The sequence below is a fragment of the Paraburkholderia azotifigens genome (genome assembly GCF_007995085.1).
In the GTDB taxonomy this organism is placed as follows: domain Bacteria; phylum Pseudomonadota; class Gammaproteobacteria; order Burkholderiales; family Burkholderiaceae; genus Paraburkholderia; species Paraburkholderia azotifigens.
The window spans coordinates 2,481,027-2,504,656 of sequence record NZ_VOQS01000005.1 but is presented as its reverse complement, the minus strand read 5'-3'; the positions used below and the strand labels follow the sequence as shown (position 1 = coordinate 2,504,656).

Below are 23,630 nucleotides of genomic sequence, written 5' to 3'. Positions count from 1 at the left end.
CGCTTGTGCGCGATCAGCGCAAAGACTAGCACTGTCGTTGAGCACGCGCCGTCGATGGTGCATGTCGAAATGGGTCGGTTTGTTTCACTTCAGGCGTTGCGCCGAATGATGGCTGCAGGTACCCGCGCTCTATCTGTAGACGCAGGGTTGCGCGACAGCGTTGGTGGGGGTTGGTCGCGACAGACAGTTAGTTGCGATTTTCGAGTAAATAAAAAGGCGATGCGCCGCCGGCACCGCCCTTAATCGCGCACCGAGAAATGCCACGCAACGAGCCCTGGAACGTAGAACATCAGATCGCGGATACGCCGCGCTCCTGCAAGCGCCAGGCTCGTCGCCGGCTCGATCCCGAACCAGCCGCCGATCACGACGAAAGCGCCTTCCTGGACGCCCAGCGCGCCGGGGACGACGAACGCCGCACTGCTCACCGCCTGTATCAGGATTTCGATGACGAGTACAACGGCATAGCTCGTGTCGGATCGAAGGAAATACAACGCAATCCACAACTCGAAGGCCGTCGCCGCGCACTGAAGCGGTTGCCATAAAAACAGGTATCGCACGATCACGCCGCGTCTGCGCCAGATTGCCTTGATCGCCTGATCGGTCTTTACCGATGGGCCCACCAGTGCGTCCAGCTTGCCGCTCGTCAGCCGTCCCAGCGCTTTGGAAGCGAATCCGAACGGATTGGCGTGCTGGACGAGCGCGAACAGGATGGGCACGGGGACGAGCAGCGCCGCGCTCCACGAAAGAACGCCAATCACATGTCCCGCGGCCGAGCCCCCATGGACGGCCAGAAAACCGACGGCTGCCATGGTGAAAATGAACTGGCTGATGATGGTGAGTTGCAGATCGACAACGAGGCTCGCGGCTGCAGTCGACGTCCTCAGACCCCATCGCTTCAGAAGCTGAAACGACACGAGCTCTCCGCCGACGCGCGCAACGGGCAACATGCAGTTCACTGACTCCCGTATCCACACGAGCTTCAACATCGAAGCCAGCACAGGCCGGTTGGCGCCTCGTATCAGCGTCTGCCAGTCGCGTGCGTTGGCAAGCATCGCGAGCACGTGTGCGAGGGCTGCGACCAGCAGGCCCGCGCTCGCGTCGCGCAGCAGATCCAGCACCTGCGCAGGATGGCTGTGCCAGACGGTGTAAAGGGCTATCGCAAGTCCCGCGAGTGCCGTGTATCTGCCGAGGTGCTTGATCATCGAAACTCAGGGTGTCGGTCAGCTGGCGCGATCCGCAGACGAGCGCCCTGGTTCGACCGTCAACGTGCCGCGGCCATCGACGCGGAAACTGACTCCGCGCCAGACGATGCGCGACGAAGAAAAGCTCAGGCAAAGTATGCCGAATGCGAGGAGATCCCACAACGGCAGTAACCACAAGCCGCGAACGGGCCGCTTCAGGATCGTGTCGATACGCAACTGTAGCAGCGCCCTCGCGGCGAGCGCGACGACGAGCTGAAGCACTGCCCAGATGGGCGCGCCGCCCGTCATGAGTGCAAGCGCCGCCCATGCGACGGGATAGCTCAGGGCGGAACTTGCGTGGCCAATGGGATCGATACGCCGGATCGTTCGGCTCCATCTCAACTCGTGTTCCATCAGGCGCGTCGCTGTCGACTCGGGGCATGCGTGCCCGACCACGAAACCCGGCACCACCACCTTCTGCCCTGTCGCTCGCACGGCCACGCCGATCGCGTGGTCTTCGGCAAGCAGACCGGCAAACTGGCCAAGGCCGCCGATCGCATCGAGCGTCTGACGCCGCATCGCGATGGTCTGCCCGAAGCACGGCTGGGCAAGGCCCGCTCGCAGACCGGCGACGACACCCGGCAAAAACTGGTAGTCGACTGCCCTCGCGGATAGCCGCGGCCAGAAGCCGGGATCAGGTACTCCGACATACGCGCAGGTCACGAGTCCCACGCCCTCTGCCTCCAGTTCGCCGACGACGCGCGACAGGTAGTCGCCGGCAACGGTGACGTCGCTGTCCGCGAAAACGAAAACATCGTATTCGGCGGACGGAAGCATGTTGATGAGATTGCTGACCTTTCTATTGCAGCCATGCAGTGCGCTATTCGCAATGGTGGTGATATGCGCAGCCGGATAAAGAACCTGGAGTTCCCTGACGACCTCGAGTGCGGGATCGCGCCCGTCATGCACGCCAAAAAGGTACTGCACGGTTCCCGGATAATCCTGTTCGCAGAAGCTGCGCAGATTCGACAGAAGCGCCGCCTCCATTCCGCTTAGCGGCTTGATGACCGTCACTGAAGGATAGCGGTCACATGCGGGTGAGCGTCGGGCTAAGAAAGGCCCGATGAGTACCGTTGCAACGATCGTATAGACGACGCCAAATGCAGCGCACAGTCCGAAAAAACAGGCCAATACGAGGCGTGCCCCATCGAATGTGACGAGTGGCGCAGCCATAACCATTGCGTCCGATGTCATGTGCGTGATCCGCCTTGTCAGACACCGGAGAAACGAAGATGCAGCGACACGAGCGCTCGAAATCGACCCGCGCCATGCACGTAGCGGCCCTCGTCAATTGTCGCGCACAAGCCCGATTGCTTTAGCGCATAGCGATATGCGCCGAGCGCGAACAGGCGCGTCAAGCCAGTTGCAATGGCGACCGCGGCAACGACGGCGATCCTGAACCCGCCCGTCTCGAACGTGGATTCGCTGACGCCGAAGACAAACATCCGCACGAGCACAACCGCGTTGATGCATGTCGCTGCAATCGACGCCGTTATCAAATGCGCCCGGATTGATCTAACCATTGTGCTATTCATTGGCGCTCTCGTTGTCGACCGCTCGACACATGATCTTCATTGACGGCATCGGGCGGCTGCAAAAGATTGAGCCCGATCCACGCGATCGTAAGGGACTCAATCTGAAGAAAACGTTAAGCCACTGTTACGCAGCGTTACCGCAGCTTTCAACCGTCAGCCTGATTCGATTCACTTTGAAAGGTAGCCAATCTGATTGCCCGATTCATCGCAATGACATGAAGATGCCGTAGCGAACTGGCCTGGCCTTAATGTTTCGTTAAGCACCGTCATGTAGCATTGCCAACGAAATCGTTTTGATCATGTCGGATCCATATGTCTTGCGTCTTACACAGGCAACGCATCCGACAGCCATCGCGGCGATGACAATGATTCGCAAAACTCTTCCCGACGCGTACGTTGCAGGCCAAAACGCAGGCCGAGGAGGACGTCGCGCATTTCTGCGGAGGGCTGTGGGTGCGCTCGGCGCCTCGGCAACCGCGGCGGTGATGCCAAGGCTCATTCGCGAAGCACTCGCGACGCGTCCGTCGAATTTGACGGGCACGTTCAACGACGTCGCGCATATCGTCATCTTTACGCAAGAGAACCGGTCATTCGATCACTACTTCGGAACACTTCGCGGCGTGCGGGGATTCAACGACCGTATGGCCATCGTGCTGCCGAATGGCAATCCCGTATGGATGCAGCCCACGGACACCGGCCATATCCTGCCGTTCCACGCAGACACTGCCCTCACGCGCGCGACCTGCGCGCGGGCGCCTTCGATGAACTACCCCGTCGACATTGCCATGTGGAATCAGGGTCGATGTGACGAATGGAACAAAGTCCGTTTCGCGGGACTCGGAATGAGTTATTTCGATCGGAGCGATTTGCCGTTCTACTATGCACTCGCCGACGCTTTCACGATTTGCGACCAGTACTATGCGTCGACTTTCACGCAGACCAACCCGAATCGTCTGCATCTCTTTAGCGGCAGCAGCGGCCTGTCTGCCGGTTTCTTACCGGTACTCGACAATGTCGAACCCACTGCTGGCTTCGCGTGGCCGACTGTCGCCGAAACGCTCGAGCTAGCCGGCATAAGCTGGCGCGTGTATCAGCAGGCAGACAACTTCGACGATAACGCGCTTGCGCTGTTTCGAAGTTTCCGGTCTGCGTCGTTATCGAGCGCACTGTACCGCAAAGGCATGGCGAGAGTGGACGACGTCGTCCGCGCCTTCGCTGCCGACGTCGCCGCCCGTTCTTTGCCGCAAGTATCGTGGATCATCGCACCGGCGGCGTTGTCGGAACACGCCAGCTACCATCCGCAGGCGGGTGAAGACCTCACTGCGCGCCTGCTCGCGGCGCTTGTCGCGAATCCCGATGTGTGGTCGAAGACTGTCTTCCTGCTGAATTACGACGAGCAGGGCGGCTACTTCGATCACGAGCCGCCGCCGACTCCACCCGCCGCGAATAGCGACGGCGCAACCACGATCGCTACGACGGGAGAAATCTACGAAGGACTGCCGCTAGGCCTCGGTTTCCGGGTGCCGATGACGGTCGTTTCGCCGTGGTCGAAAGGCGGCTACGTATGCTCCGAGATCTTCGATCACACGTCGGTCATCCAGTTCATCGAGCGGCGCTTTGGCATTCACTGCCCGAACATCAGCGCATGGCGTCGCGCGGTATGCGGCGACCTCATGTCGGCGTTCGACTTCAGGACTCGGGACGCAGCCTGGCCGTCACTGCCCGACACAGGCACGTACATAGCGGATGCCAACCGCCAGTGCAGTTCACTGCCTGAACCGACTGTGCCCGCAATGCAATCGATGCCGCGGCAGGAACGAGGCATCCGCGCGTCACGAGCCTTGCCCTACGATATCGAGGCGAATGCTCACGTGGACGCGCGTAACGGAACGCTTCGTCTTGTGATGCGCAACGCCGGGCCGAATGGCGTTCCGTTGTCCGTCTACGATCTTCGGACCCGGACCAATCCACCGAGTCGCTATGCACTCGCGCCCGGCACCACGCTATCCGACGAGTGGGGACATGCCAGGATGATAGGCACTCGATACCATCTCGCGTTACGCGGCCCAAATGGTTATCTGCGCACATTTGCAGGCGACGTCTCCACTGCGTCGGGAACGTCGACAGCGCATCTTGAGATCAAGGCCACATACGACAGATCGAGCAATGAGCTCTGCCTGCGATTGATAAATACAGGCAAGACGGCGTGCACATTTCTCGTCACCGCGAATGCCTATCACCAGGATGGTCCGTGGACATTTCCGGTTCCTGCCGGCGGGGAAATACAGACCCGTTGGCGTGTTTCCGCAAGCGGCAACTGGTACGACTTCTCCGTAACGGTGGCTGGACAACCTGCATTCCTGCGGCGCCTGGCTGGCCGCATCGAGACCGGCCGTGATCTTGTCAGCGATCCTGCGGCCGCGTGAGTCGGTGAGTCGCACGATGTGGCGAGCTGTAACGGGTTGAGCGTCGTGTTTGCAGGACGGCGAAAGAACTGGCCGTTGTGAAACGGCTCGAATGATGTTGCAAAGCGATACTGCAGAGCTGCTGACGAGCACGCCCAAGCACGGCCCTATGTCAGGGATATTACCAAGTATTCGTGAAATGACGAGTGTGCGACGCTATGTCTCAGTGCCATTCCTAATGGAGCCAGGCATGCAATCTGAAACGCACAAGAAAGCGACAGTCGCAGCTTTTCTTAACTGGACGGCTCTGTCCATCCTGATGTTGCCAGTTGCATGCTTTTTATGGGCGCTCGCCGCCTACCCACCTGAATATGCGTGTTGGGTCGGCTTCGCCGCTGCCATCTACATGTGGCCTGTAGCGGGAATTCTCTTCGTCGTTGCCGCGGCATTTCATGTCCGCCCAACCAGACAACGTCTGGAAACAGGCGCCCGGTTGCGGAAGGCGCACGGGCTCTGACAGCGTAAGCTGACGCCGCTTTCAGGGCGCCGGGAACGACGAAAACCGCGGGCTCAGGGTTGTCGAGCCTGAGCCGACGCTGCGGGACAGTGCGGGTCTTTACCCCAGTGTCCGTCGCAAACGCGCCAGCGGCACAGTTGTTCCTCGAAGAACCCGTGCTGGCCGCATTCGTTGATGCGTTCGGCGAGCGTCGCTGTCGAGTTGCCTGTCGCACTGACCTTCTTCGATGCAGCCTGCGCTTCCGCCGGTTTATCGCCTTTGGCGGCAGCCGGTTTCGTGCGGGCAACGAGTGCCGCCAGCAGATCGGCATCGGAATCGTCCTTTGCATCCTGCTTGCTGTTCTGCTTTTTCGCGCGCGACGCCACGGCCGTTTTGCTTTCCTTCGCGTGCCGCTCTTCAGCGAGCTGTCGCTTGTCGTGTTTGCCGTGCTCCGTTTTCGACGCGGCCTCCACATGCTTCGCGCTCGCCGCACTCGCGGGCTTCGTTGTGCCATCAGCTTTTGCGTTCGACACGATAGCCGCCGACGACGCTTCATCCGGCGCCCCCGCTCCGTCCGCCAACGCGCGCGACAGACGGCTGCCATCGTCGTTCGATGCTTGCGCGCGTTGCGTGTCCTTGCTGACGTCGTCATCCGCGATGATCGTTGCGGGTGCCGCAGCCGATGCAGCAGACGCGCTTGCCGTCACACCGCTGGCAAGCTTCACGCTCGACGTAATGACAGTCGATGCGCCATTCGCCGCCTCTTTCTGCGTGTCCGTACGGGCAGAACGATGCTGCATCTGATAAGCACCGACGCTGCCTGCCACGATCACCAGTGCCGCGATCGCCAAGGGCAGTGTTCGCGAACGCTTTGGCTTCGGGTTCGCGGAGGGATCGACGCGTCCTTCCAGATTGGCAAGAATGCGTGAACCGCCCGCTTGCCCGTCTTTAGCCGGCCCGGACAGCAGACTTGGCGGAACTTTCGAGTTCGATTCAGGCGCACTCATTCACTGTCTCTTCAAATCTGGTTAATATCTGCGACGGTAATGTGTAAAAGCCCCTTTCCGGGGCACGCCTGATTCTAAGAGCAAGCATTACAAAAAACAATTGCTGAGAATTTCCGGGGTCTTTCCTTTGATTGCCGTTGCCCTCCTCGCTTATTTCGCCGTTGCTGTTCTGATTGCAGCAATCGCTCTATTACCGCCTGTCCGTTTAACAATTTTCGGCGGTATAGCCAGTTTTCATGCGCGCTTCATGCAACACGCATCGAATAGCGCATTGAAGGCGAAAGCACAATTAAGCTATTCGGCAAAAATGTCTCAAACGGCATTAGCCGATATGCAAAACTTACTTGCCCGGCGGCGCTTGCTGATTTTAACGACGGCAGGTATTCTTGCGGCGCCGCCATTAGCCGCCATTGCATTGCGCGGCAAACAGTTATTCCAGTTCGATGACATTTCGAGGTCACCGGACGAAAAATCGCCCAATTGCTGAATGGCGAACAGCTCGTGCCGCCTCCGCCGTTGCCGCCCGAAGCCTTTGCCACGCAAGAGGTCGAGCAGATCAGGCCGGCGCTCAAGGACGCCAGCCGCGACTGGAACCTGCTCGATGCGGATTTCCGAACGCGTCTATTGCTCGTTTATAAAATCATGCGCGAGCAATACGGATACGAAATGGCTTTACTGGAAGGTTACCGGAGTCCGGAACGCCAAAACCGCCTGGCGCAAATGGGTAGCAATGTCACAAATGCCGCTGCGTTCCAAAGCTATCATCAATACGGTCTGGCGGCCGACAATGCCTTTTTGCGCGACGGCAAGATCGTCATTTCCGAAAAAGACCCTTGGGCCATGCGCGGCTATCAGCTATACGGGCAAGTCGCCGAACAAGTGGGTCTGACATGGGGCGGACGATGGAAAATGATGGATCTTGGACACGTCGAATACCACAAGCCCGGTTTCGTGCTCGGCCGTAATTGATAAATGTTAAATCCAGCTTTTGGACCGCCGCGAATCGCGCGAAATACGGGCATTCAATTTTTATCCATGACGCATTGAAACGGCCGGTCAATTGACCGTTAAAAGCTGATTGCGCCGCATTAGACGTCTTTAACACGCTATTCCTATCATCAAGACCTGACAGGCTTATGCAACGCTTCCTCAACGGGTTGACCTCCCGACGCACACTGACCATGGTCGGCGTGCTCGCGCTCGCGGCCGTACTGTTCGTCGCCGCAGACTTCTTCCAGATCGATCCCGTTTGGCCGGCCATTGCGGTCGGCTTGCTGGTCGCGTTACTGATCGTCGCATGGATTGTCAAACGCATCCGCATTCGCCGCGCGAACAGCAAGCTCGGCGAGATGCTCGAACAGCAGGCGCAGGTCGGCAACGATGCGGCCGTTACCGCGTCTACCCCCGCCGCGCCCACGCGTCAGGCGGATCTCGACGTGCTGCGCACGCGTCTCGTCGATGCCGTGAAGACCATCAAGACATCGAAGATCGGCCAGACGTCGGGCGGCTCCGCACTCTACGAACTGCCCTGGTACATCGTGATCGGCAACCCGGCCGCAGGCAAGAGCAGCGCTGTGCTCAACTCGGGCCTGCAATTTCCGTTTGCGGACAAGAACGACGCCGTCGTGCATGGAATCGGCGGCACGCGCAACTGCGACTGGTTCTTCACGACGGAAGGCATTCTGCTCGACACGGCGGGCCGCTATTCGGTCCATGAAGAAGACCGCACCGAATGGCTCGGCTTTCTCGGCCTGCTCAAACGTTTTCGTCCGAAAGCGCCCATCAACGGGATCATCGTCACAGCGAGCATTGCGGAACTGACGGGCAGCAAGCCGGAGTTCGCGATCAATCTCGCGAAGAACCTGCGCCAACGCGTGCAGGAACTGACCGAAAAACTCGAAGTGTTCGCGCCCGTGTACGTGATGTTCACGAAGGCCGACCTGATCACGGGCTTCACGGAATTCTTCAGCGGCAACGAGCGTCACGAATACGACCGCGTGTGGGGCGCTACCCTGCCCTATCAGCCCGATGAGAAGCGCGACGTGGTTGCGCTTTTCGATCAGCATTTCGAAGACCTCTACGAAGGGCTCAAAGAGATCAGCGTCGCGCAACTGTCCATCAGCCGCGGCAACCGGCTCTCGCCGGGCCAGCTGAGCTTCCCGCTCGAATTCTCGACGATCAAGCCGTCGCTGCGCGCCTTCATTGCCACCCTGTTCGAGAACAACCCCTTCCAGTACAAGCCGATCTTTCGCGGCTTCTATTTCACCAGCGCATTGCAGGAAGGCGAAACGAACAGCGCCGCTGCGCAGCGCATCGCGAATCGCTTCGGCCTCAGTTCGGACGCGTTGCCGAAGCCACAAAGCGCGTTCTCGAAGAACGGCTTCTTCCTGCGCGATCTGTTTTCGAAGGTCATTTTCGCGGACCGTCAGACGGTGCGGCAATTCGCGAGTCCCGCCAAGGCGCGTTTGCGTGTCGCGACGTTCTTCGGCTTCGTCGTGATTCTCGCGCTCGCGCTGGGCGGCTGGACGTGGTCGACGATCGGCAACCAGCAGCTCGCCGCCAACGTGCAGGCCGACCTCGATAACGTCGTGCGCATGCAGCAGGGCCGCAACGACCTGCAATCGCGCCTGCAAGCGATGGACGTGCTCGAAGACCGCATCGAGCAACTCGAACAATTCCGCCGCGAGCGGCCGCTGTCGGTGTCGCTGGGTCTATATCAGGGCGACCGTCTCGAACAGCGGCTGTTGACCGAGTACTACAACGGCATCAGGCAGATCATGCTGACGCCCGTTTCGCAGAGCCTCGCGTCGTTCCTCAAGGACGTCGACGCGCACCCCGACCAGCTCGCGCCGATGACGCACGCGCCCGACTCCGGCGCGATCCCTGTTTCCGCGCACACGGCGATGACCCCGGCGGCCCAGGGCGGCCTCTATAGCGATGCATCGCCGACCAATGTCGAGGACGCATATAACGCCTTGAAGACCTACCTGATGCTGTCCGACAAGCGTCACGTCGAAACCGCGCACCTGACGGACCAGGTTGCACGCTTCTGGCGCGGCTGGCTCGAACAGAATCGCGGCAACATGCCACGCGACGAGATGATCAAGAGCGCCGAGCGAATGATCACGTTCTACCTGTCGCGCGTCAGCGACGACGACTGGCCGATGATCGACGCGAATCTGTCGCTCGTCGATCAGACACGCGACAACCTGCGCCGCGTCGTGCGCGGCATGCCCGCACGTCAGCGCGTGTACGAAGAGATCAAGGCACGCGCGTCGACGCGCTTTGCGCCGATGACGATCGCGCGTATCGTCGGCGACAACAACGCGGGCGTGATCGCGGGCAGCTATGCGATTCCCGGCACCTTCACGCGCGATGCGTGGTTCCAGTACGTGCAGCCCGCGATCCGCGATGCCGCGACCAAAGAACTGCAAGCGAAGGACTGGGTGCTCAACACTTCCGCACGCGACGATCTCACGCTCGAAGGCAGCCCCGAGCAGATCCAGAAGGCGCTCGTCGGCATGTACAAGACCGAGTATGCGCAGCACTGGCAGAAATTCATGCAAGGCATCGCGGTGCAGAGCTTCGGCAATTTCAATCAGGCCGTAGATGCGATGAACCGTCTCGGCGATCCGCAAGATTCGCCGATCCGCAAAGTGCTCGAAACCGCGTACGAACAGACCTCGTGGGACAACCCGTCGCTCGCGAACGTCGCATTGAAGAGCGCGCAAGGCGGCGTCGTGAACTGGGTCAAGCAGTGGTTCTCGCGCACGCCGGCATCGCAGGTGAATGCGAACATCGACATCAACGGCAAGCCCGTCGATCTGCCGATGGGCCCCGTCGGCGCGGACTTCGCGGGGCTCGCGCGCATCGTCGTAAAGAATGGCGACGTGTCGCTGCTGCGCGGCTATATGGACTCGCTGTCGAAGGTGCGCACGCGCTTCAACGTGCTGAAGAATCAGGGCGATCCGGGACCGGGCGCGCGTCAGCTGATGCAGCAGACGCTCGACGGCAACGGCTCCGAACTCGCCGATTCGCTCAAGTACGTCGACGAACAGATGCTCACGGGCCTCACGGACGCGCAGCGCAAAGCCCTGCGTCCGCTGCTCGTGCGTCCGCTGATGCAGGCGTATGCCGTCGTGATCCAGCCCGCCAGCGCCGAAGTCAACAAGGTGTGGAACGCGCAGGTGTATCAGCCGTTCCAGGCGTCGCTCGCCAGCAAGTATCCGTTCGCGGGCGACGCGAAGGTCGAAGCGGGCGCAAGCGAAATCGCGCAGATCTTCGGACCGGATGGCGCCGTCGCGAAGTTCGTCGGCTCCACGCTCGGACCGCTCGCGGTGCGCCGCGGCGACACGCTCACGGCCCGCACGTGGGGCGATATGGGCCTCGCGCTGACGCCGGACTTCACGAACGGCTTCGCGCGCTGGGTCGCGCCGCTTGCAGGCGGCGCAGCGGGTGGCGCACAGGCTTCGTCCGAACCGCAGACCGTGTTCCAGATCCTGCCGCAGCCGAGCAGCGGCACGACCGAGTACACGATTGCCATCGACGGCCAGCAGCTGCGCTATCGCAACACGCCACCGCAATGGACGAACTTCGTGTGGCCGAATCCGTCGGGCTCGCCTGGCGCAACGCTGTCGGCAACGACCTTCGACGGCCGGACGATCCAGCTCGTCAACGAACCGGGCCGCTACGGTCTCGAGAAACTCATCAACTCGGCGCAGCGCAAGCGCCGTCCGGATGGCACGTTCGATCTCGAATGGACGCAAGGCAGCGTGAGCGTCGCAGTGAGCATGCGCATCATCAGCACATCGCAGGCAACGGCCAGCGGCGATGCACCTCAACAACAATCGCTGCGCGGCCTGAAGCTGCCTTCGTCGATCGCCGATGTGGGCACGGCTGCGGGCACGGCTGCCGCTGCGGCTTCGACGCCGGCTGTCACGTCGCAAACGGCCACGGCTGCCGTCGCCGCCAACAACAACGGGAGCGCGCAATGAGCCAGACCGTGCAGGCGCAAATCGCCTACTTCGGCAAGATTCCGTCGCGCGGCGACTTCGTGAAGAGCGCGCACAATCCGCAACTGCTGCAAACGCTCGACCGCTGGATCGCGCAGGCAATGGAACTGCTCGCCGAAGATCCGCGCTGGAAAATCGTCTACGAAAGCGCGAAGCCGATGCACTTCGCGTTTCTCGGCTCGCGCAGCAAGCTGGCGATTGCGGGGCATATGGTCGCGAGCCAGGATCAGTCGGCGCGCCGCTTTCCGTTTCTCGTCGCGACCGCGCTCGAAGTGGACCGGCCGCTCGCGTTCTTCGCGCGCAGTCCGCTCGCCTTTGCGCGTTTGTGGTCGCGCGTCGCCGCACAGATGAAGCCGCTGCTCGATTCGACGGAACCGGCGGGCGCGTTGCAGGCGCTCGGGGAAACGCAGGTGCCCATCGAAATTGCCGGACCCGGCAATCCGCACGACGGCACGTTCAACGATTTCGTCGAGCATCAGACGCTGTCGGGTCTCGAACAGATGCTGCTCGCGAACGGGCATCCCGTGCGGCTGCGCGGCGCGATGCTCGCGCTCGGTTCGTTGCTGCGCCCTGTGATGACGAGCGGAACATCGCATCTCGAACGCGGTCTCACGTTGCCGTTGCCGAACGACCCGTTCTATCGCACGCTCGTCGCGGCCTTCTGGCTCGAACTGATCGCACCCTTCGTCGCGCATGCCGACTTCGAACTGGCCATTTTCATCGGCACGATCGCGCAACGCGAACGTCTCGTGATCGGCTTCAACGGCGCATCAGCGAAAACGCTGCACAGTGTCGTCGATCCGCAAGCGTACGCGCAGCACAACATCGATATCGACGATCCCGAATGGATCGACGAACACGCACACAACGATCATGGCATCAGCAAGCTCGTCAGTTACCTCGATCAACCGCAACTGTCGCTACGCGTCAGCATCGACACGTTCCGCGAAGCGTTTGCAGGAGCGTAAGACCATGACGATGCAATTGAAGCTTCCTCTGCTCGGCGCGGCACTGCTCGCCGCGTCGGTCAGCATCACGGCGTTTGCAGACAACGCGGGCCCCACGAACGTCACGCCTGTCGATAACAGCGGCAACAGGATCCGTACGACGGTGCTGGGCGCGCCCGCTTCTGTGCCCGCTTCTGTGCCCGCTTCTCTGTCCAACGCGTCGGCGCCTGCTGCAACGGGCGCCGTCACGTCAGCGCCGCCTGCCGCGAACGCAACGCCGGGCCAGGTGGTGGTGGGCGGCAAGCTGCCCGACGAAGCGACCAAGGCCGCCGTGCTCGCGCGTTTGCGCGACACGTATGGCGCGGCGAATGTCGTCGATCAGATCGAGATTGGCGATGTAGCGACGCCGCCGAACTGGAGCACGAACGTGCAGAAGCTGATCGGCCCGGAACTCAAGCAGATCAGCAAGGGGCAGTTGAAGATCGACGGCACGTCGATCGAAGTGAAGGGCGAAGTGCGCAATGAAGCGCAGCGCCAGCAGCTGGCCAGCGATATGGCGAACGCGCTGAACCCGACCTATACGATCAGAAACGCGTTGCGGGTCAGCGCGTCCGAACAGGGTCTGCTCGATCAGACGCTCGCCAATCGCACGATCGAATTCGAAACGGGCAGCGCGACGTTGACGCCGCAGGGCCGCGCGATTCTCGATCAGATGGCGTCCGTACTCACAAAGATGACGACCAGGCAGGTCGCCATCATCGGACACACGGATACGTCGGGCAATCGCACGTCGAATATCGCGCTGAGCCAGGCGCGCGCGGATGCCGTGAAAGGTTACCTCGTGGCGAAAGGCCTTTCGCCTCAACAGCTGTCGACGCTCGGTGTCGGACCCGATCAGCCGATCGCGACGAACGATACGGCCGATGGCCGTGCGCGCAACCGGCGCATCGAATTCCGCGCGGGTTCCTGATCCCATGCGCGCTGTTTGCTGGCAGCGCGCGCGTCGGGTTTCTAGCTGTTCTCGTCGGGCTTCACGCCCAGCATTTCGCGGATATGCGCAAGCGAGCCGTCGTCCTTGACGACGGTCGCAAGCCACTGGTGCAGCGGCATGTCGGCCCATTCGGCAGCCTTGTCCGCGAGATAGGCGGCGGGGCTGTGCGGTTCCGTATGTCGAAAGAAGCGCGCGACGGCACGCAGTTGCGCAACGGCCTGTGCGCGGGTTTGAATGACGCCTGGCGTCAGATTGGACACGGTCGTAGTCGGCATGGGCAACGGCGGCTCCTCGAGCTGCGGCGGCGTCCTGAACGAAGGCTCGCTGCGTTCTTCGGCAGAGGGTTGTTGTTCTTGCGGTTCGGCGGCGGGCGACCGTGTACTCGCTGTATTCGCACCGACGTCTTTGGCGAAGCGTTCGGCAAGCCGATACACGGCTTCGTAGGCCTCCTTCGCCTGGCGGAAACTCGGCGCGGCGTCGCCCGCGTGACGCTCCAGTTCGCTTTCGAGCGAACGCATCGCCGCTTCGAATGCGCGCAGATCGGCAAGCAGAACCGTGTAGAACGCGGGCTGCGTCGAACGTTTGGACATCTCGATCTGTTCGTTCGACGGCTTGCCGCGCGCAATATCGTCCGCATGCTCGGGGTCGCGCCTGACCGCCTGCGCGACATGCGTGGCCACGTCCCAATCGAGCGTGCTGAACGAACTGCCCGGTGCCTGCGTGACGGGCAGCGCGCGCAGCAACTCCGCCGTGCGCACCACCAGCCAGCCGATATTGCCGAGCCGGTACTCCGCATCGTCGCCATCGACGAGGGGATGCACGCTCTCCCAATAGCGTTCGCACAAGCCCGCCAGCAGCGAATAGCCTTGCGTCAACCCGACTGCGCCCTCTTCGATCGCGAGCGCCTCGGTGAGCCAGGCGGCGAGCCGCAGATCCTTGGTCTGCGTTTTCAGCAGCGTCGTGCATTGCTCGATGACGAAAGACCAGTCGGCTTCCTTGATCTCCGTCACCCATTCGCCCTGATCCAGCGAGGCATCGTCGAAGCGGCGGGCGTGCTGGATCGCATCGAATTCCGCCGAGAACAGCAGGTCTTCGCCGCACGGCAAGGCTTCCGTGATAGGTTCAAGCAACGTGGTGAAATTAGTCGGCATGTTCTCAGGCATCTCAGGCAACGGTGTAGTCGAACTCGCCCGCTTCCGTCGCGCGTGCGCCGATCCGCTTGATGGGCGCGCCATCCGCGATTCGTTCCAGCACTTGCTGGGCGATCTCCGGCAGCAGCGTCCCGTTCAGAATGTGATCGACATTGCGCGCGCCGGAATCCACTTCGGTGCAACGCGCGAGCACGGCATCGACCAGCGATTCATCCCACTCGAAGCGAGCCTTGTGATTCGCCTCGATACGGCGCTGGATGCGTTCGAGTTTGAGTTCGATGATCTCGGCGAGCACGTCGTCCGAGATCGGGTAATACGGCACCACTTTCATACGGCCCAGAAACGCGGGCTTGAACGCCTTGTACAACTGCGGACGCAGCATCTCCGCGAGCGCGTCGGCGCCGGGCAGTTCTTCAGCGCTCTTGTTCAGGCACGCCTGCATCACGGCAGAAGAACCGACATTCGATGTCAGGATGATCAGCGTATTGCGGAAGTCGATCTCGCGTCCTTCGGCATCGTCCATCGTGCCTTTGTCGAACACCTGGAAAAACATTTCCAGCACATCCGGATGCGCCTTTTCCACTTCATCGAGCAGCACGACGGAATAAGGATTGCGCCGCACCGCTTCCGTCAGCACACCGCCTTCGCCGTAACCGACATAACCCGGCGGCGAACCCTTGAGTCCCGATACGCTGTGCGCTTCCTGATATTCGCTCATGTTGATCGTGATCATCTTGCGCTCGCCGCCGTAAAGAATGTCGGCCAGCGCGAGTGCCGTTTCCGTCTTGCCTACACCCGATGGCCCGACGAACATGAATACGCCGCGCGGCTTGTTCGGGTCTTCGAGATTCGCGCTTGCAGTACGCACACGCTGTGCAATCGCTTCGAGCGCATGATCCTGGCCGATCACGCGCGCCGTCAAAAGCGGTTGAAGATTCAGCACGGTGCGCAATTCGTCCTTCACCATGCGGCCCAGCGGAATGCCCGTCCATGACGCGACGATTTCAGCGACGACATGCGCGTCCACCTGCAACGGCACCATCGGCGTGGATGTCTGCAATTCTGCGAGTTCCGCCACACGGCGTTCAAGCGCTTCGCGCGCACTGGCGATTTCATCGGCATTGCCCTTGCCATCACGCGACGCGTCGATCTGTTCGCGCAACGCCACGATTTCGCCAACGATCGCACGCTCCTTTTCGTATCGCGTCTGATCATGTTCGAGCCGCTCGATCCCGGTCGCGCGTTGCTCGCGCAGTTCTGTCAACCGCTCATCGTGCGTTGCGCCGCTCGCCGCTTCGCGCTCCAATGCGGCAATCTCTGCATCGATGCGTTCGATCCGCCTGCTGGTGTCGTCGATGGCCGCGGGCGTTGCGCTTTGCGCAAGCGCGACCTTCGCGCAAGCGGTGTCGAGCACGCTGATCGCCTTGTCCGGCAACTGACGTCCGCTGATATAGCGATGCGACAGCCGCACCGCTTCCGTAATGGCCTGATCGAGAATGCGGACGTTGAAGTGCTTCTCCATCAGCGCCGCCATGCCGCGCAACATCGCCGCTGCCAGCGCCTCACCCGGCTCTTCGATCTTCACGACCTGGAAGCGCCGCGCAAGCGCCGCATCTTTCTCGAAGTACTTCTTGTATTCGCTCCATGTCGTCGCCGCAATCGTGCGCAACTCGCCCCGCGCGAGCGCCGGTTTCAGCAGGTTCGCCGCATCGTTCTGGCCAGCCGTGCCGCCCGCGCCGATGATCGTATGCGCTTCGTCGATAAAAAGGATGATGGGATGCGCGCTCTTCTTTACTTCGCCGATCACGCTCTTCAGGCGATTCTCGAACTCACCCTTCACGCTCGCGCCCGCCTGCAACAGCCCCATGTCGAGCACATGCAGCGCGACGCCGCGCAGAGGCGGCGGCACGTCGTCGACGGCGATGCGCAGCGCGAGCCCTTCGACGACAGCCGTTTTGCCGACGCCCGCTTCACCCGTCATGATCGGATTGTTCTGGCGGCGACGCATCAGGATATCGATCGTCTGGCGGATTTCCGCTTCGCGGCCGATCACGGGATCGATGCGACCGTCGCGTGCGCGTTGCGTGAGGTTGGTCGTGTACGTGTCGAGCGCAGACGTTTTCGACGGTGCATCGACGCGCGCGCTGTGATCGGCAGACTCGGCGCTTTCTGTCGACGTCGTCGCCTCGCTCTCACGCGAGCCCTGCGTCAGCTCATCGAATTTGTGCTTCAACTCGGTGACGCGCACCTGTGCAAAGAGCGGCGACATACGCTGCGCGAATTGTGCGAGATCCGGCTCGCTCAGCAGGGCAAGCAACAGATGCCCCGATCGGATACGCGCAATCTGCGAATCGAGCGAAGCAATCAGCCACGCCTGCTCGAACAGCGCGATCAGATGCACCGAGAAAACGGGCGTGCGCGTATTACCCGTTTTCAGGCGTTCCAGTTCGTGTTCGAGATCGCTGCGCAGCGCATGGAGATCGATGCCGCTCGCGCGCAACACGAGCGGCACGTCGGTTGCGGCTTCGTCGAGCAAGGCGCCGAACAGATGCTCCAGATCGACCTCGTAGTGGCCGCGCGACAGGCAGCGGCTCGCGGCCTGCTCGGTTGCCAGACGGCACGTCGGGTTGAGTTTGGCGATCAGGGTCTTCAATGGCGTGCTCATGGCGTACTGTCCGATGTTTTCGTGTGGTTCTGTGTGGCCGTCAGTGAATCACGTGCAGTTCGTAGCGGGCATCCGCACGATCCTCGACCACCTCGTGCGTGCAAAGGAACGCGTCCCAGCCGAGACGCGAGCCCTTGCCGAGAATGCTGGGTCCGACGTCCTCGTGGCGCAGCTTCAGCTTGACTTCGTATTCGAGCGTGACGCCCGCCAGCAAAGTCAGCATGCGCTCCAGCGCGATTGCCCGTTCCGCGCCCGGCAGGAACGCCTCATAGTCGGCCTTCGTGAGCGGACCGATCAGCAGGCGCACGCGCAGGTCACGCTGCCAGACACGCGTGCCCGCCAATGCCGTTGCGCCGAGCGTTGCGTTGACGCTGCCGAGCACTGTCAACTGATCGTGCGGCACGTCGTACCATTTGCCGACGAATTGCTCGACCTGAACGGGCACACCGAAGTACTCGGACAGATTGCGCTGCAGATACGCAGCCGACACGGGCCGATGACGCGCAGCGAGTGCGTGGCCCGCGATCGCTTCGTCGAATAGCGCGCCTTCGCCGCGTTGCAGACTCGTGCGCGTGTCGGCATCTGCGACACCTGCGAGCGACAGCAACAACGGCAAATAGCGTTCATCGCGATCCAGTTCATAGTGAAACGGCAAGCGGTACTTCTTCCATGCCGCATAGAAGAGCGCCGTTGCGCGATTCGAAAAGATATCGAAAAACTCGCGTGCGGCTCGATCGCGCGTCAGCTGTTCGCGATTGATCAACTGCTCGGTATAGTTCAGCGGCAGTGCGCCCTGACCGCCCAGCAAGCCGAAGAATGCGGGTGTCAGGTCGACCTTGTCGATCGTGTCGTCCGCGAGCGCCGCCGTGCGTTGAGCCTTGTCCTTTAACGCGCTGCCGTCTTCGCCGTACGACACGGCGCCGTGAATTTCGCTCGGCGGAAAGGCGAGCGACAGCGTCGTGCGAAACGTCATGCGTTGCGCGACGACGTCGCCAGGACGCTGGGATGGGTTCTGTCCGAACCACTTTTCGAGCAAGCGCACCGCCTGAAAGAATTCGAAGCGGTGCGGCTCGTCGAGCAACTGCTCGACTACACCAGGATCGATTCGCCGCTGCGCGGTTTGCATCGCAAGATCTCCTCGCCCGTGCGCTTCGACACGACGACCAGTTGCACAAAGCTGTTCAGATGCACGTACAGCCCAAAGAAGCGATCGATCACGCCGACGAACGAAGCGAGACTCGCGCCCACAAAATGCTCTTCATCGACGGTCAAACGCACTTCGACGCCACGCACGAACGTCGCGAACGGATTGCCCGGCAACCACTGCACGGCCGCGCGCTGATCGATGCCGGCAATCCCGTCGACATGACGCGCCGACACCGCCGTGCGCCGCAAGTCATACAACGCGAGCATTTCCTTGAGCGCGGCGAGCCCGCTGCCCGCCAGCGACACGTGATTCAGCGCAAGATGCGAAATCAGACGCCAGTGCGCGGAGCGGCCCCGTTCGAAGCGGACGCTTCGCGTGGGTCTGCGCAATAGCGTCAGCGTGCTTGCGAGCGAGCCGCCTTCGAGGAACAGGTCGCCGCCTTCCAGACCTGCCGCAAGCTGCGCAGGCAGATCCCGGTTCGTGCACGTAAGGTCGACGCTCAGCGTATCCGTTTGCGGTGCGGCCGGTTCGAAGTCGATATCGACGATGGAGATTTCCGTCTCGTATCCGGGACTCTTTTGCGCGACCCAGTCGTTGCGGCGCGCAAACCAGTAATGGCCCGCGTGAGCCGTCTCGCCGTGATGCAGCGAATAGAACGGGCGAAACTCTGTCACCGACTCGCCCTGCGCCTGCTGACGCACGAGCTTCACCGAATCGATGGAATAAACCTCGTACGCGAATGCGCGGCGCGCTTCGGCCACCACGGGATACGAAACAGCCTGATGACTGACGCGGATCGGCTCGCCGTGCTGCCGGAAAAGATTCACGACGGGCGTGCAGAAAAGCCGCAGATGCTGCGCCGACATTGCATCGAGCAGGCGAGCGATGTTCGAATCGCTGCGCACGTCTCTTAGCACGACATGCAACGTGATGCGCTGACAACGGCCGCTTGCACGCAGCATCGAAGCGAGATTGAAATCGGCGAAACTGAACTTGTCCGGAAACGCAAAGTACTCGGTCAACAGTCTATAAGCTGGATGCGACTTCGCCGGATAGTCGATCAATGCATCCTGGTCGTCGAAGCCTGCCTGTTCGACCGGAATGACTTTGAGTGCCTTCCACACGCCATTGCGTTCGGGTTCGACGTACGCCGCCAGCGCATGCATGAACAGGCAGTCGGACAGTGCCGCAACGAACGATTGCTCGCCGTGCAGATGCGCGCGCAAAGTACTCAGCTTCAGCGCGCCGAGATCGAGTTGCGGCGCAGTCGATTCGATCGTGATCGACAGCATGCCCGTCGCGTTGGCGGGCAGCACGGTCGCGCTGGGCGCCATTGCAACCGACGTGTACTTCGCTTCGGAAATTCGGATGGGCGCAAGCGTGACGTCATAGGCCGTGCGGAAACGGCATTGCACGCCGCGAACAGGACGCGACTTGAGTTCGGTGCCGCGCTCGACGGTCGCCGGTTGCGTGAGATTGCTGATACCGCTCGACACGCCAAACTGCGCAATCGAACAGGATGGAAACGGCCGCAGATAATGCGGATAAAGCACTTCGAAAAGCGCTTCGGTGAATTCGGGGTAGTCGTCGTCAAGCTTCTTGTTGATGCGTGCGCCCAATAGCGCAAACGACTCGATCATCCGCTCGACATGCGGATCTTCACAATGCTCGCCCGTCATCGCGAGACGCGCGGCGATCTTCGGATAGCGCTCGGCGAAATCGCGCGAATAACGCCGCAAAAACGACAGCTCTCGCTCGTAATACGGCAGCAGTTCTTCCATTACTCCATCCCCGAGCCAGATCTTTCCGCTTCGGCCTGCAAGCAGGCGCGCGGTATCACAGCTTCGCGCGTGCGCGCGTCACCGAGTATTGCAAAGTCGACGGATGCAGCATCGCGTCGAAACTCACCGGCTCTTCCGCCGGATGCACGACCAGCAAAGCCTGGATCGCAAAGTACAGCGCATTGGTCGACTGCTCGTTCAATTCGAGCGTCACCGCGACCTGCTGCAAACGCGGCTCGTGCCGCCCGATCGCCTGCTGGATCGACTTGCAGATGAACATGCGATCGTAGTGACTCGCGAGACTCAAACCCGAAAAGTCGTTCAGGCCATACGTGAGCACCGAGCGCTGGCACTCCGGCAACGCGGCGAGTTCGGCGTCCGTCAACGCGATACGCGTATTGAGGATCGCCTCGACATCGCGCGCGACATTCGACTTCAATTCTTCCAGCGACAATTGCCGCATCGCGGCGGGCGCCGGCAGATGCGGTTCGTCGTCGAACAGCTTGTCGAAGAAACTGGGTTCGAATCGCTTCATGAACTGAATCGGGCGACCTCAATGCGTCTGCGATAACAGGTCCGCGCACATGGCCGCGCACGGACCCGCCGTCATCAGACCGCGTACGTCTTGTCGTTCTTCGTCAGGCTCCATGCGCCCTGCGCATTGCCGCCCTGATTGCCGCCGATCTTCTGCTGCGTGTACTTCCATTGCACGGCAGCGTACTTCAGCGAGAATGCTTCGCTAGGCAGGCCTTCACCAATAACGCTCGGCGTAATGCTCGAAATGATCACGTACTTGAGTTTCACTTCGAGGTACTTGATGCGATTGCCCTCGCCATCCGAACGCATGAAGTCGATCGTCACTTCGTCGAAAGTCGTGCCGCCCGAAGCGTGCTGGTACAGCAGCGGGCTCACGACGTCGATGTCCTTCGTGAACGCCATGTCGGCGTGCTCGCAACGCTCCGACGTGTGACCGCCCGCCGTCGATGCCGTCGCCGAACGCGGCTGCGTGATTGCATGCGTCCACGAATCGATTTCGATCCAGCCTTGGTGGTCCTTGTCGGCGGACTCGCCCTTGATTGCAGGATTTCCGAACTTTAAGTAGATGTCCTTCATAATTACTCGACTCCCCAAAGAGGTGGTTTTAACAGTCACCCGGGCGGCCTACCCGGGTGTACTGACTGCGTTTATCAATTTGCCGGCTTCGGCAGATCCGCAACAAGCCGCAGCGAAATGGAAAGCTCATCCAGCTGGAAGTGCGGACGCAGGAAAGCGACCGAACGATACGAGCCGGGTTTGCCCGGAATTTCGGCGACCTGAATCGAGGCCTCGCGCAGCGGGAACTGCGCCTTCTGTTCCTGGGTCGCGTTATCGTCGAGCAGCACGTATTGCGAGATCCAGCGGTTCAGAAACACTTCGACGTTTTGCGCCGACGCAAAGCTGCCGATCTTGTCGCGCATCATCGCTTTCAGATAGTGCGCAACGCGCGATACCGAGAAGATGTACTGCAATTGCGCGGACAACACGGAGTTCGCATTCGCGCTATCGGTATTGTATTTTTTCGGCTTCTGTACGGACTGCGCGGCGAAGAACGCAGCGTAGTCGGAGTTCTTGCAATGGACGAGCGGAATAAAACCGAGGTCGCTCAGTTCTTTTTCGCGGCGGTCGGTGATCGCAATTTCAGTCGGACATTTCAGCGCGATTTCGCCGTCGTCGGTCTTGAACGTGTGAGTAGGCAGATCTTCGACCAGACCGCCGCCTTCCACGCCACGAATCGCAGCGCACCACCCGAAGTCGTCGAATGCCGCTGTGAGGCGCGCAGCGAATGCCCACGCCGCGTTGCACCACAGGTACTTGCTGTGATCGGTTCCGTCCACGTCTTCGACGAAATTGAAGCCTTCGGCCGTTGCGCCGTCTTTTGGATTGAACGGCAGACGGCCGAGAAAGCGCGGCAACGTCAGGCCCACGTAACGCGAGTCTTCTGCGTCGCGGAACGACTTCCACTTGGCGTATTCGACGGTGTCGAACACCTTGCCGAGATCGCGTGGCTTGCCGAGATCGGCGAAGGTTTCGAGCCCGAGCAGTTCCGGCGACGCCGACGCGATGAATGGCGCATGGGCGGCTGCCGCGACGTGCGACATCTGCTCGATGAAATACATGTCTTCCGGCTGGCGCGTCACTTCGAAATCGCCGATCAGCGTGCCGAACGGCGAACCGCCGAAGGTGCCGAACTCTTCTTCATAGACCTTCTTGAAGAGCGCGCTCTGATCGAATTCGATCGCCGTCTTGAAGTCGCGCACGAGGTCGCGCTTCGGCGCGTGCAGCGCCTTGATCCTGATCGTCGAACCCGTATTGCTTTCCTTGCACAGATAGTCGAGCCCGCGCCACGTGCTTTCCATGCGCTGGAATTCAGGCGCATGCATTACGGCGCTCAACTGATCGGAAATGAGGCGGTCGAGTTCGGCGACGCGCGCATCGATGGTCGCCGACAGGTTGTCCGATACGATCACCGTGCCGTCGAGCACCTGATTCACGAGTTCGCCGATCAGATCTTTCGCGCGCGCATGTTCGGACTCGGACTTCGCTACCTTGCTCTTCTCGACGATTTCGTCGAGAAGCGATGCGCCTTCGCTTGCCTGCGCGTCGGAATATTGGGCTGCAGCCGCTTGCTGATTCATGTTACCCCCGGTGCCTCGTGAGGCTTACTTGTTCTCGTCAGGCGCGTCGCCGCCGTCCGTGCTCTGCGTGGTTCCCGCAAGCGCCTGCAATTGCTGCGTGTTCTTCAGCACTTCGCCGAGCAGGTCTTCGAGCTTGTCGTTGCCAGCCAGCTTGTTGCGCAGGTCGGCGAGCTTCGAGCGCGCTTCGAGAAGACGGCGCAACGGTTCGATCTGCTCGACCACTTCATCGGGATTGAAGTCGGCCATCGAACGGAAGCGCAGATCGACGCCGAACTTGCCCCCTGCATCGCTCAGGCGGTTCTCCACCTGAAATGCCGCGCGCGGTTCGATCGCTTTCATCACGTCGTCGAAATTGTCGCGGTCGATATTGACGAACTTGCGATCGCGCAGCTTCGGCTGCTCGATTTCCGATTGACCGGCGAGATCGGCCACCACGCCGACGACGAACGGCAGTTCCTTCACTTCGATCGCATCGCCGCGCTCGACCTCATAGGTCAGTTGAACGCGCGGCGGCCGCACTTTCTGCAAGCGCTTTTGAATACTTTCTTTCTTGGCCATCGACGGCTCCCGGGTGCGT

Annotated in this window: 18 protein-coding genes and 1 pseudogene; 7 read left to right on the top strand and 12 right to left on the bottom strand. The window is 61.1% G+C overall.

All coding sequences use genetic code 11. The features are described 5' to 3' along the window. Nucleotides 1–239 precede the first annotated feature (239 nt). From FRZ40_RS43275 to FRZ40_RS43265, 3 genes are read right to left on the bottom strand one after another with little or no spacing between them, the layout of a single operon-like run. Nucleotides 240–1,202: a lysylphosphatidylglycerol synthase domain-containing protein gene (locus tag FRZ40_RS43275; protein ID WP_147238362.1), complete on the bottom strand. Its 963-nt coding sequence runs from the start codon at nt 1,200–1,202 to the stop codon at nt 240–242. A gap of 18 nt (nt 1,203–1,220) precedes the next feature. Continuing rightward, nucleotides 1,221–2,435, bottom strand: coding sequence for a bacteriohopanetetrol glucosamine biosynthesis glycosyltransferase HpnI (hpnI, locus tag FRZ40_RS43270; protein ID WP_028366663.1), 1,215 nt, complete (start codon nt 2,433–2,435; stop codon nt 1,221–1,223). A gap of 17 nt (nt 2,436–2,452) precedes the next feature. Beyond that, the gene (locus FRZ40_RS43265) at nt 2,453–2,764 is read right to left on the bottom strand and encodes a hypothetical protein (protein WP_240057517.1); all 312 of its coding nucleotides are present in this window, start codon (nt 2,762–2,764) and stop codon (nt 2,453–2,455) included. A gap of 41 nt (nt 2,765–2,805) precedes the next feature. On the opposite strand from FRZ40_RS43265, the gene FRZ40_RS43260 reads away from it, so the two are divergent. From FRZ40_RS43260 to FRZ40_RS43250, 3 genes are all read left to right on the top strand, one after another. Then, complete coding sequence (locus FRZ40_RS43260) at nt 2,806–3,006, top strand: hypothetical protein (RefSeq protein WP_147238360.1); 201 nt, start codon at nt 2,806–2,808, stop codon at nt 3,004–3,006. A 129-nt stretch (nt 3,007–3,135) separates the two neighbouring features. Then, nucleotides 3,136–5,202, top strand: coding sequence for a phosphocholine-specific phospholipase C (locus FRZ40_RS43255; protein WP_147238589.1), 2,067 nt, complete (start codon nt 3,136–3,138; stop codon nt 5,200–5,202). Between the two features lie 229 nt (nt 5,203–5,431). Continuing rightward, nucleotides 5,432–5,698 (top strand): hypothetical protein, encoded by a 267-nt coding sequence (locus FRZ40_RS43250; RefSeq protein WP_028368745.1) that lies wholly within the window; start codon nt 5,432–5,434, stop codon nt 5,696–5,698. A gap of 53 nt (nt 5,699–5,751) precedes the next feature. On the opposite strand, the gene FRZ40_RS43245 is transcribed toward FRZ40_RS43250, so the two are convergent. Then, nucleotides 5,752–6,684, bottom strand: a complete 933-nt coding sequence (locus FRZ40_RS43245) for a hypothetical protein (protein ID WP_147238359.1) — start codon at nt 6,682–6,684, stop codon at nt 5,752–5,754. A gap of 127 nt (nt 6,685–6,811) precedes the next feature. Between FRZ40_RS43245 and FRZ40_RS43240 the strand changes: the two are divergent. From FRZ40_RS43240 to FRZ40_RS43225, 4 genes and pseudogenes are all read left to right on the top strand, one after another. Then, nucleotides 6,812–7,653, top strand: a pseudogene (locus FRZ40_RS43240) (M15 family metallopeptidase). 167 nt (nt 7,654–7,820) lie between these two features. Then, complete coding sequence (gene tssM / locus FRZ40_RS43235; protein ID WP_147238358.1) at nt 7,821–11,678, top strand: type VI secretion system membrane subunit TssM; 3,858 nt, start codon at nt 7,821–7,823, stop codon at nt 11,676–11,678. Continuing rightward, nucleotides 11,675–12,664, top strand: coding sequence for a type VI secretion system-associated protein TagF (gene tagF, locus FRZ40_RS43230; protein ID WP_147238357.1), 990 nt, complete (start codon nt 11,675–11,677; stop codon nt 12,662–12,664). Before tssM ends, tagF begins: the two co-directional genes overlap by 4 nt. 10 nt (nt 12,665–12,674) lie before the next feature. After that, nucleotides 12,675–13,613, top strand: coding sequence for an OmpA family protein (locus FRZ40_RS43225; protein WP_420873949.1), 939 nt, complete (start codon nt 12,675–12,677; stop codon nt 13,611–13,613). Between the two features lie 41 nt (nt 13,614–13,654). Here FRZ40_RS43225 and tssA read toward each other — a convergent pair whose 3' ends face one another. The 8 genes from tssA to tssB all read right to left on the bottom strand — a co-directional run bounded on the left by tssA (nt 13,655) and on the right by tssB (nt 23,611). Further along, entirely contained in the window at nt 13,655–14,785 is a 1,131-nt protein-coding gene (gene tssA / locus FRZ40_RS43220) for a type VI secretion system protein TssA (RefSeq protein WP_147238355.1), read from the bottom strand. A gap of 13 nt (nt 14,786–14,798) precedes the next feature. Next, complete coding sequence (gene tssH, locus FRZ40_RS43215) at nt 14,799–17,450, bottom strand: type VI secretion system ATPase TssH (RefSeq protein WP_147238354.1); 2,652 nt, start codon at nt 17,448–17,450, stop codon at nt 14,799–14,801. 40 nt (nt 17,451–17,490) lie between these two features. Then, nucleotides 17,491–18,576: a type VI secretion system baseplate subunit TssG gene (gene tssG / locus FRZ40_RS43210; protein ID WP_147238353.1), complete on the bottom strand. Its 1,086-nt coding sequence runs from the start codon at nt 18,574–18,576 to the stop codon at nt 17,491–17,493. Further along, complete coding sequence (gene tssF / locus FRZ40_RS43205; RefSeq protein WP_147238352.1) at nt 18,540–20,378, bottom strand: type VI secretion system baseplate subunit TssF; 1,839 nt, start codon at nt 20,376–20,378, stop codon at nt 18,540–18,542. The genes tssG and tssF overlap by 37 nt, the downstream gene beginning before the upstream one ends. Before the next feature lie 55 nt (nt 20,379–20,433). Continuing rightward, nucleotides 20,434–20,913, bottom strand: a complete 480-nt coding sequence (gene tssE / locus FRZ40_RS43200; RefSeq protein WP_028368754.1) for a type VI secretion system baseplate subunit TssE — start codon at nt 20,911–20,913, stop codon at nt 20,434–20,436. A 74-nt stretch (nt 20,914–20,987) separates the two neighbouring features. After that, nucleotides 20,988–21,491, bottom strand: coding sequence for an Hcp family type VI secretion system effector (locus FRZ40_RS43195; RefSeq protein ID WP_028368755.1), 504 nt, complete (start codon nt 21,489–21,491; stop codon nt 20,988–20,990). Between the two features lie 74 nt (nt 21,492–21,565). Beyond that, nucleotides 21,566–23,053 carry a type VI secretion system contractile sheath large subunit gene (tssC, locus tag FRZ40_RS43190; protein ID WP_028368756.1) on the bottom strand — a complete coding sequence of 496 codons (1,488 nt, stop codon included), beginning with the start codon at nt 23,051–23,053 and terminating at the stop codon, nt 21,566–21,568. A 24-nt stretch (nt 23,054–23,077) separates the two neighbouring features. After that, on the bottom strand, nt 23,078–23,611 hold the full coding sequence (tssB, locus tag FRZ40_RS43185) for a type VI secretion system contractile sheath small subunit (RefSeq protein WP_147238351.1): 534 nt from the start codon (nt 23,609–23,611) through the stop codon (nt 23,078–23,080). Nucleotides 23,612–23,630 lie beyond the last annotated feature (19 nt).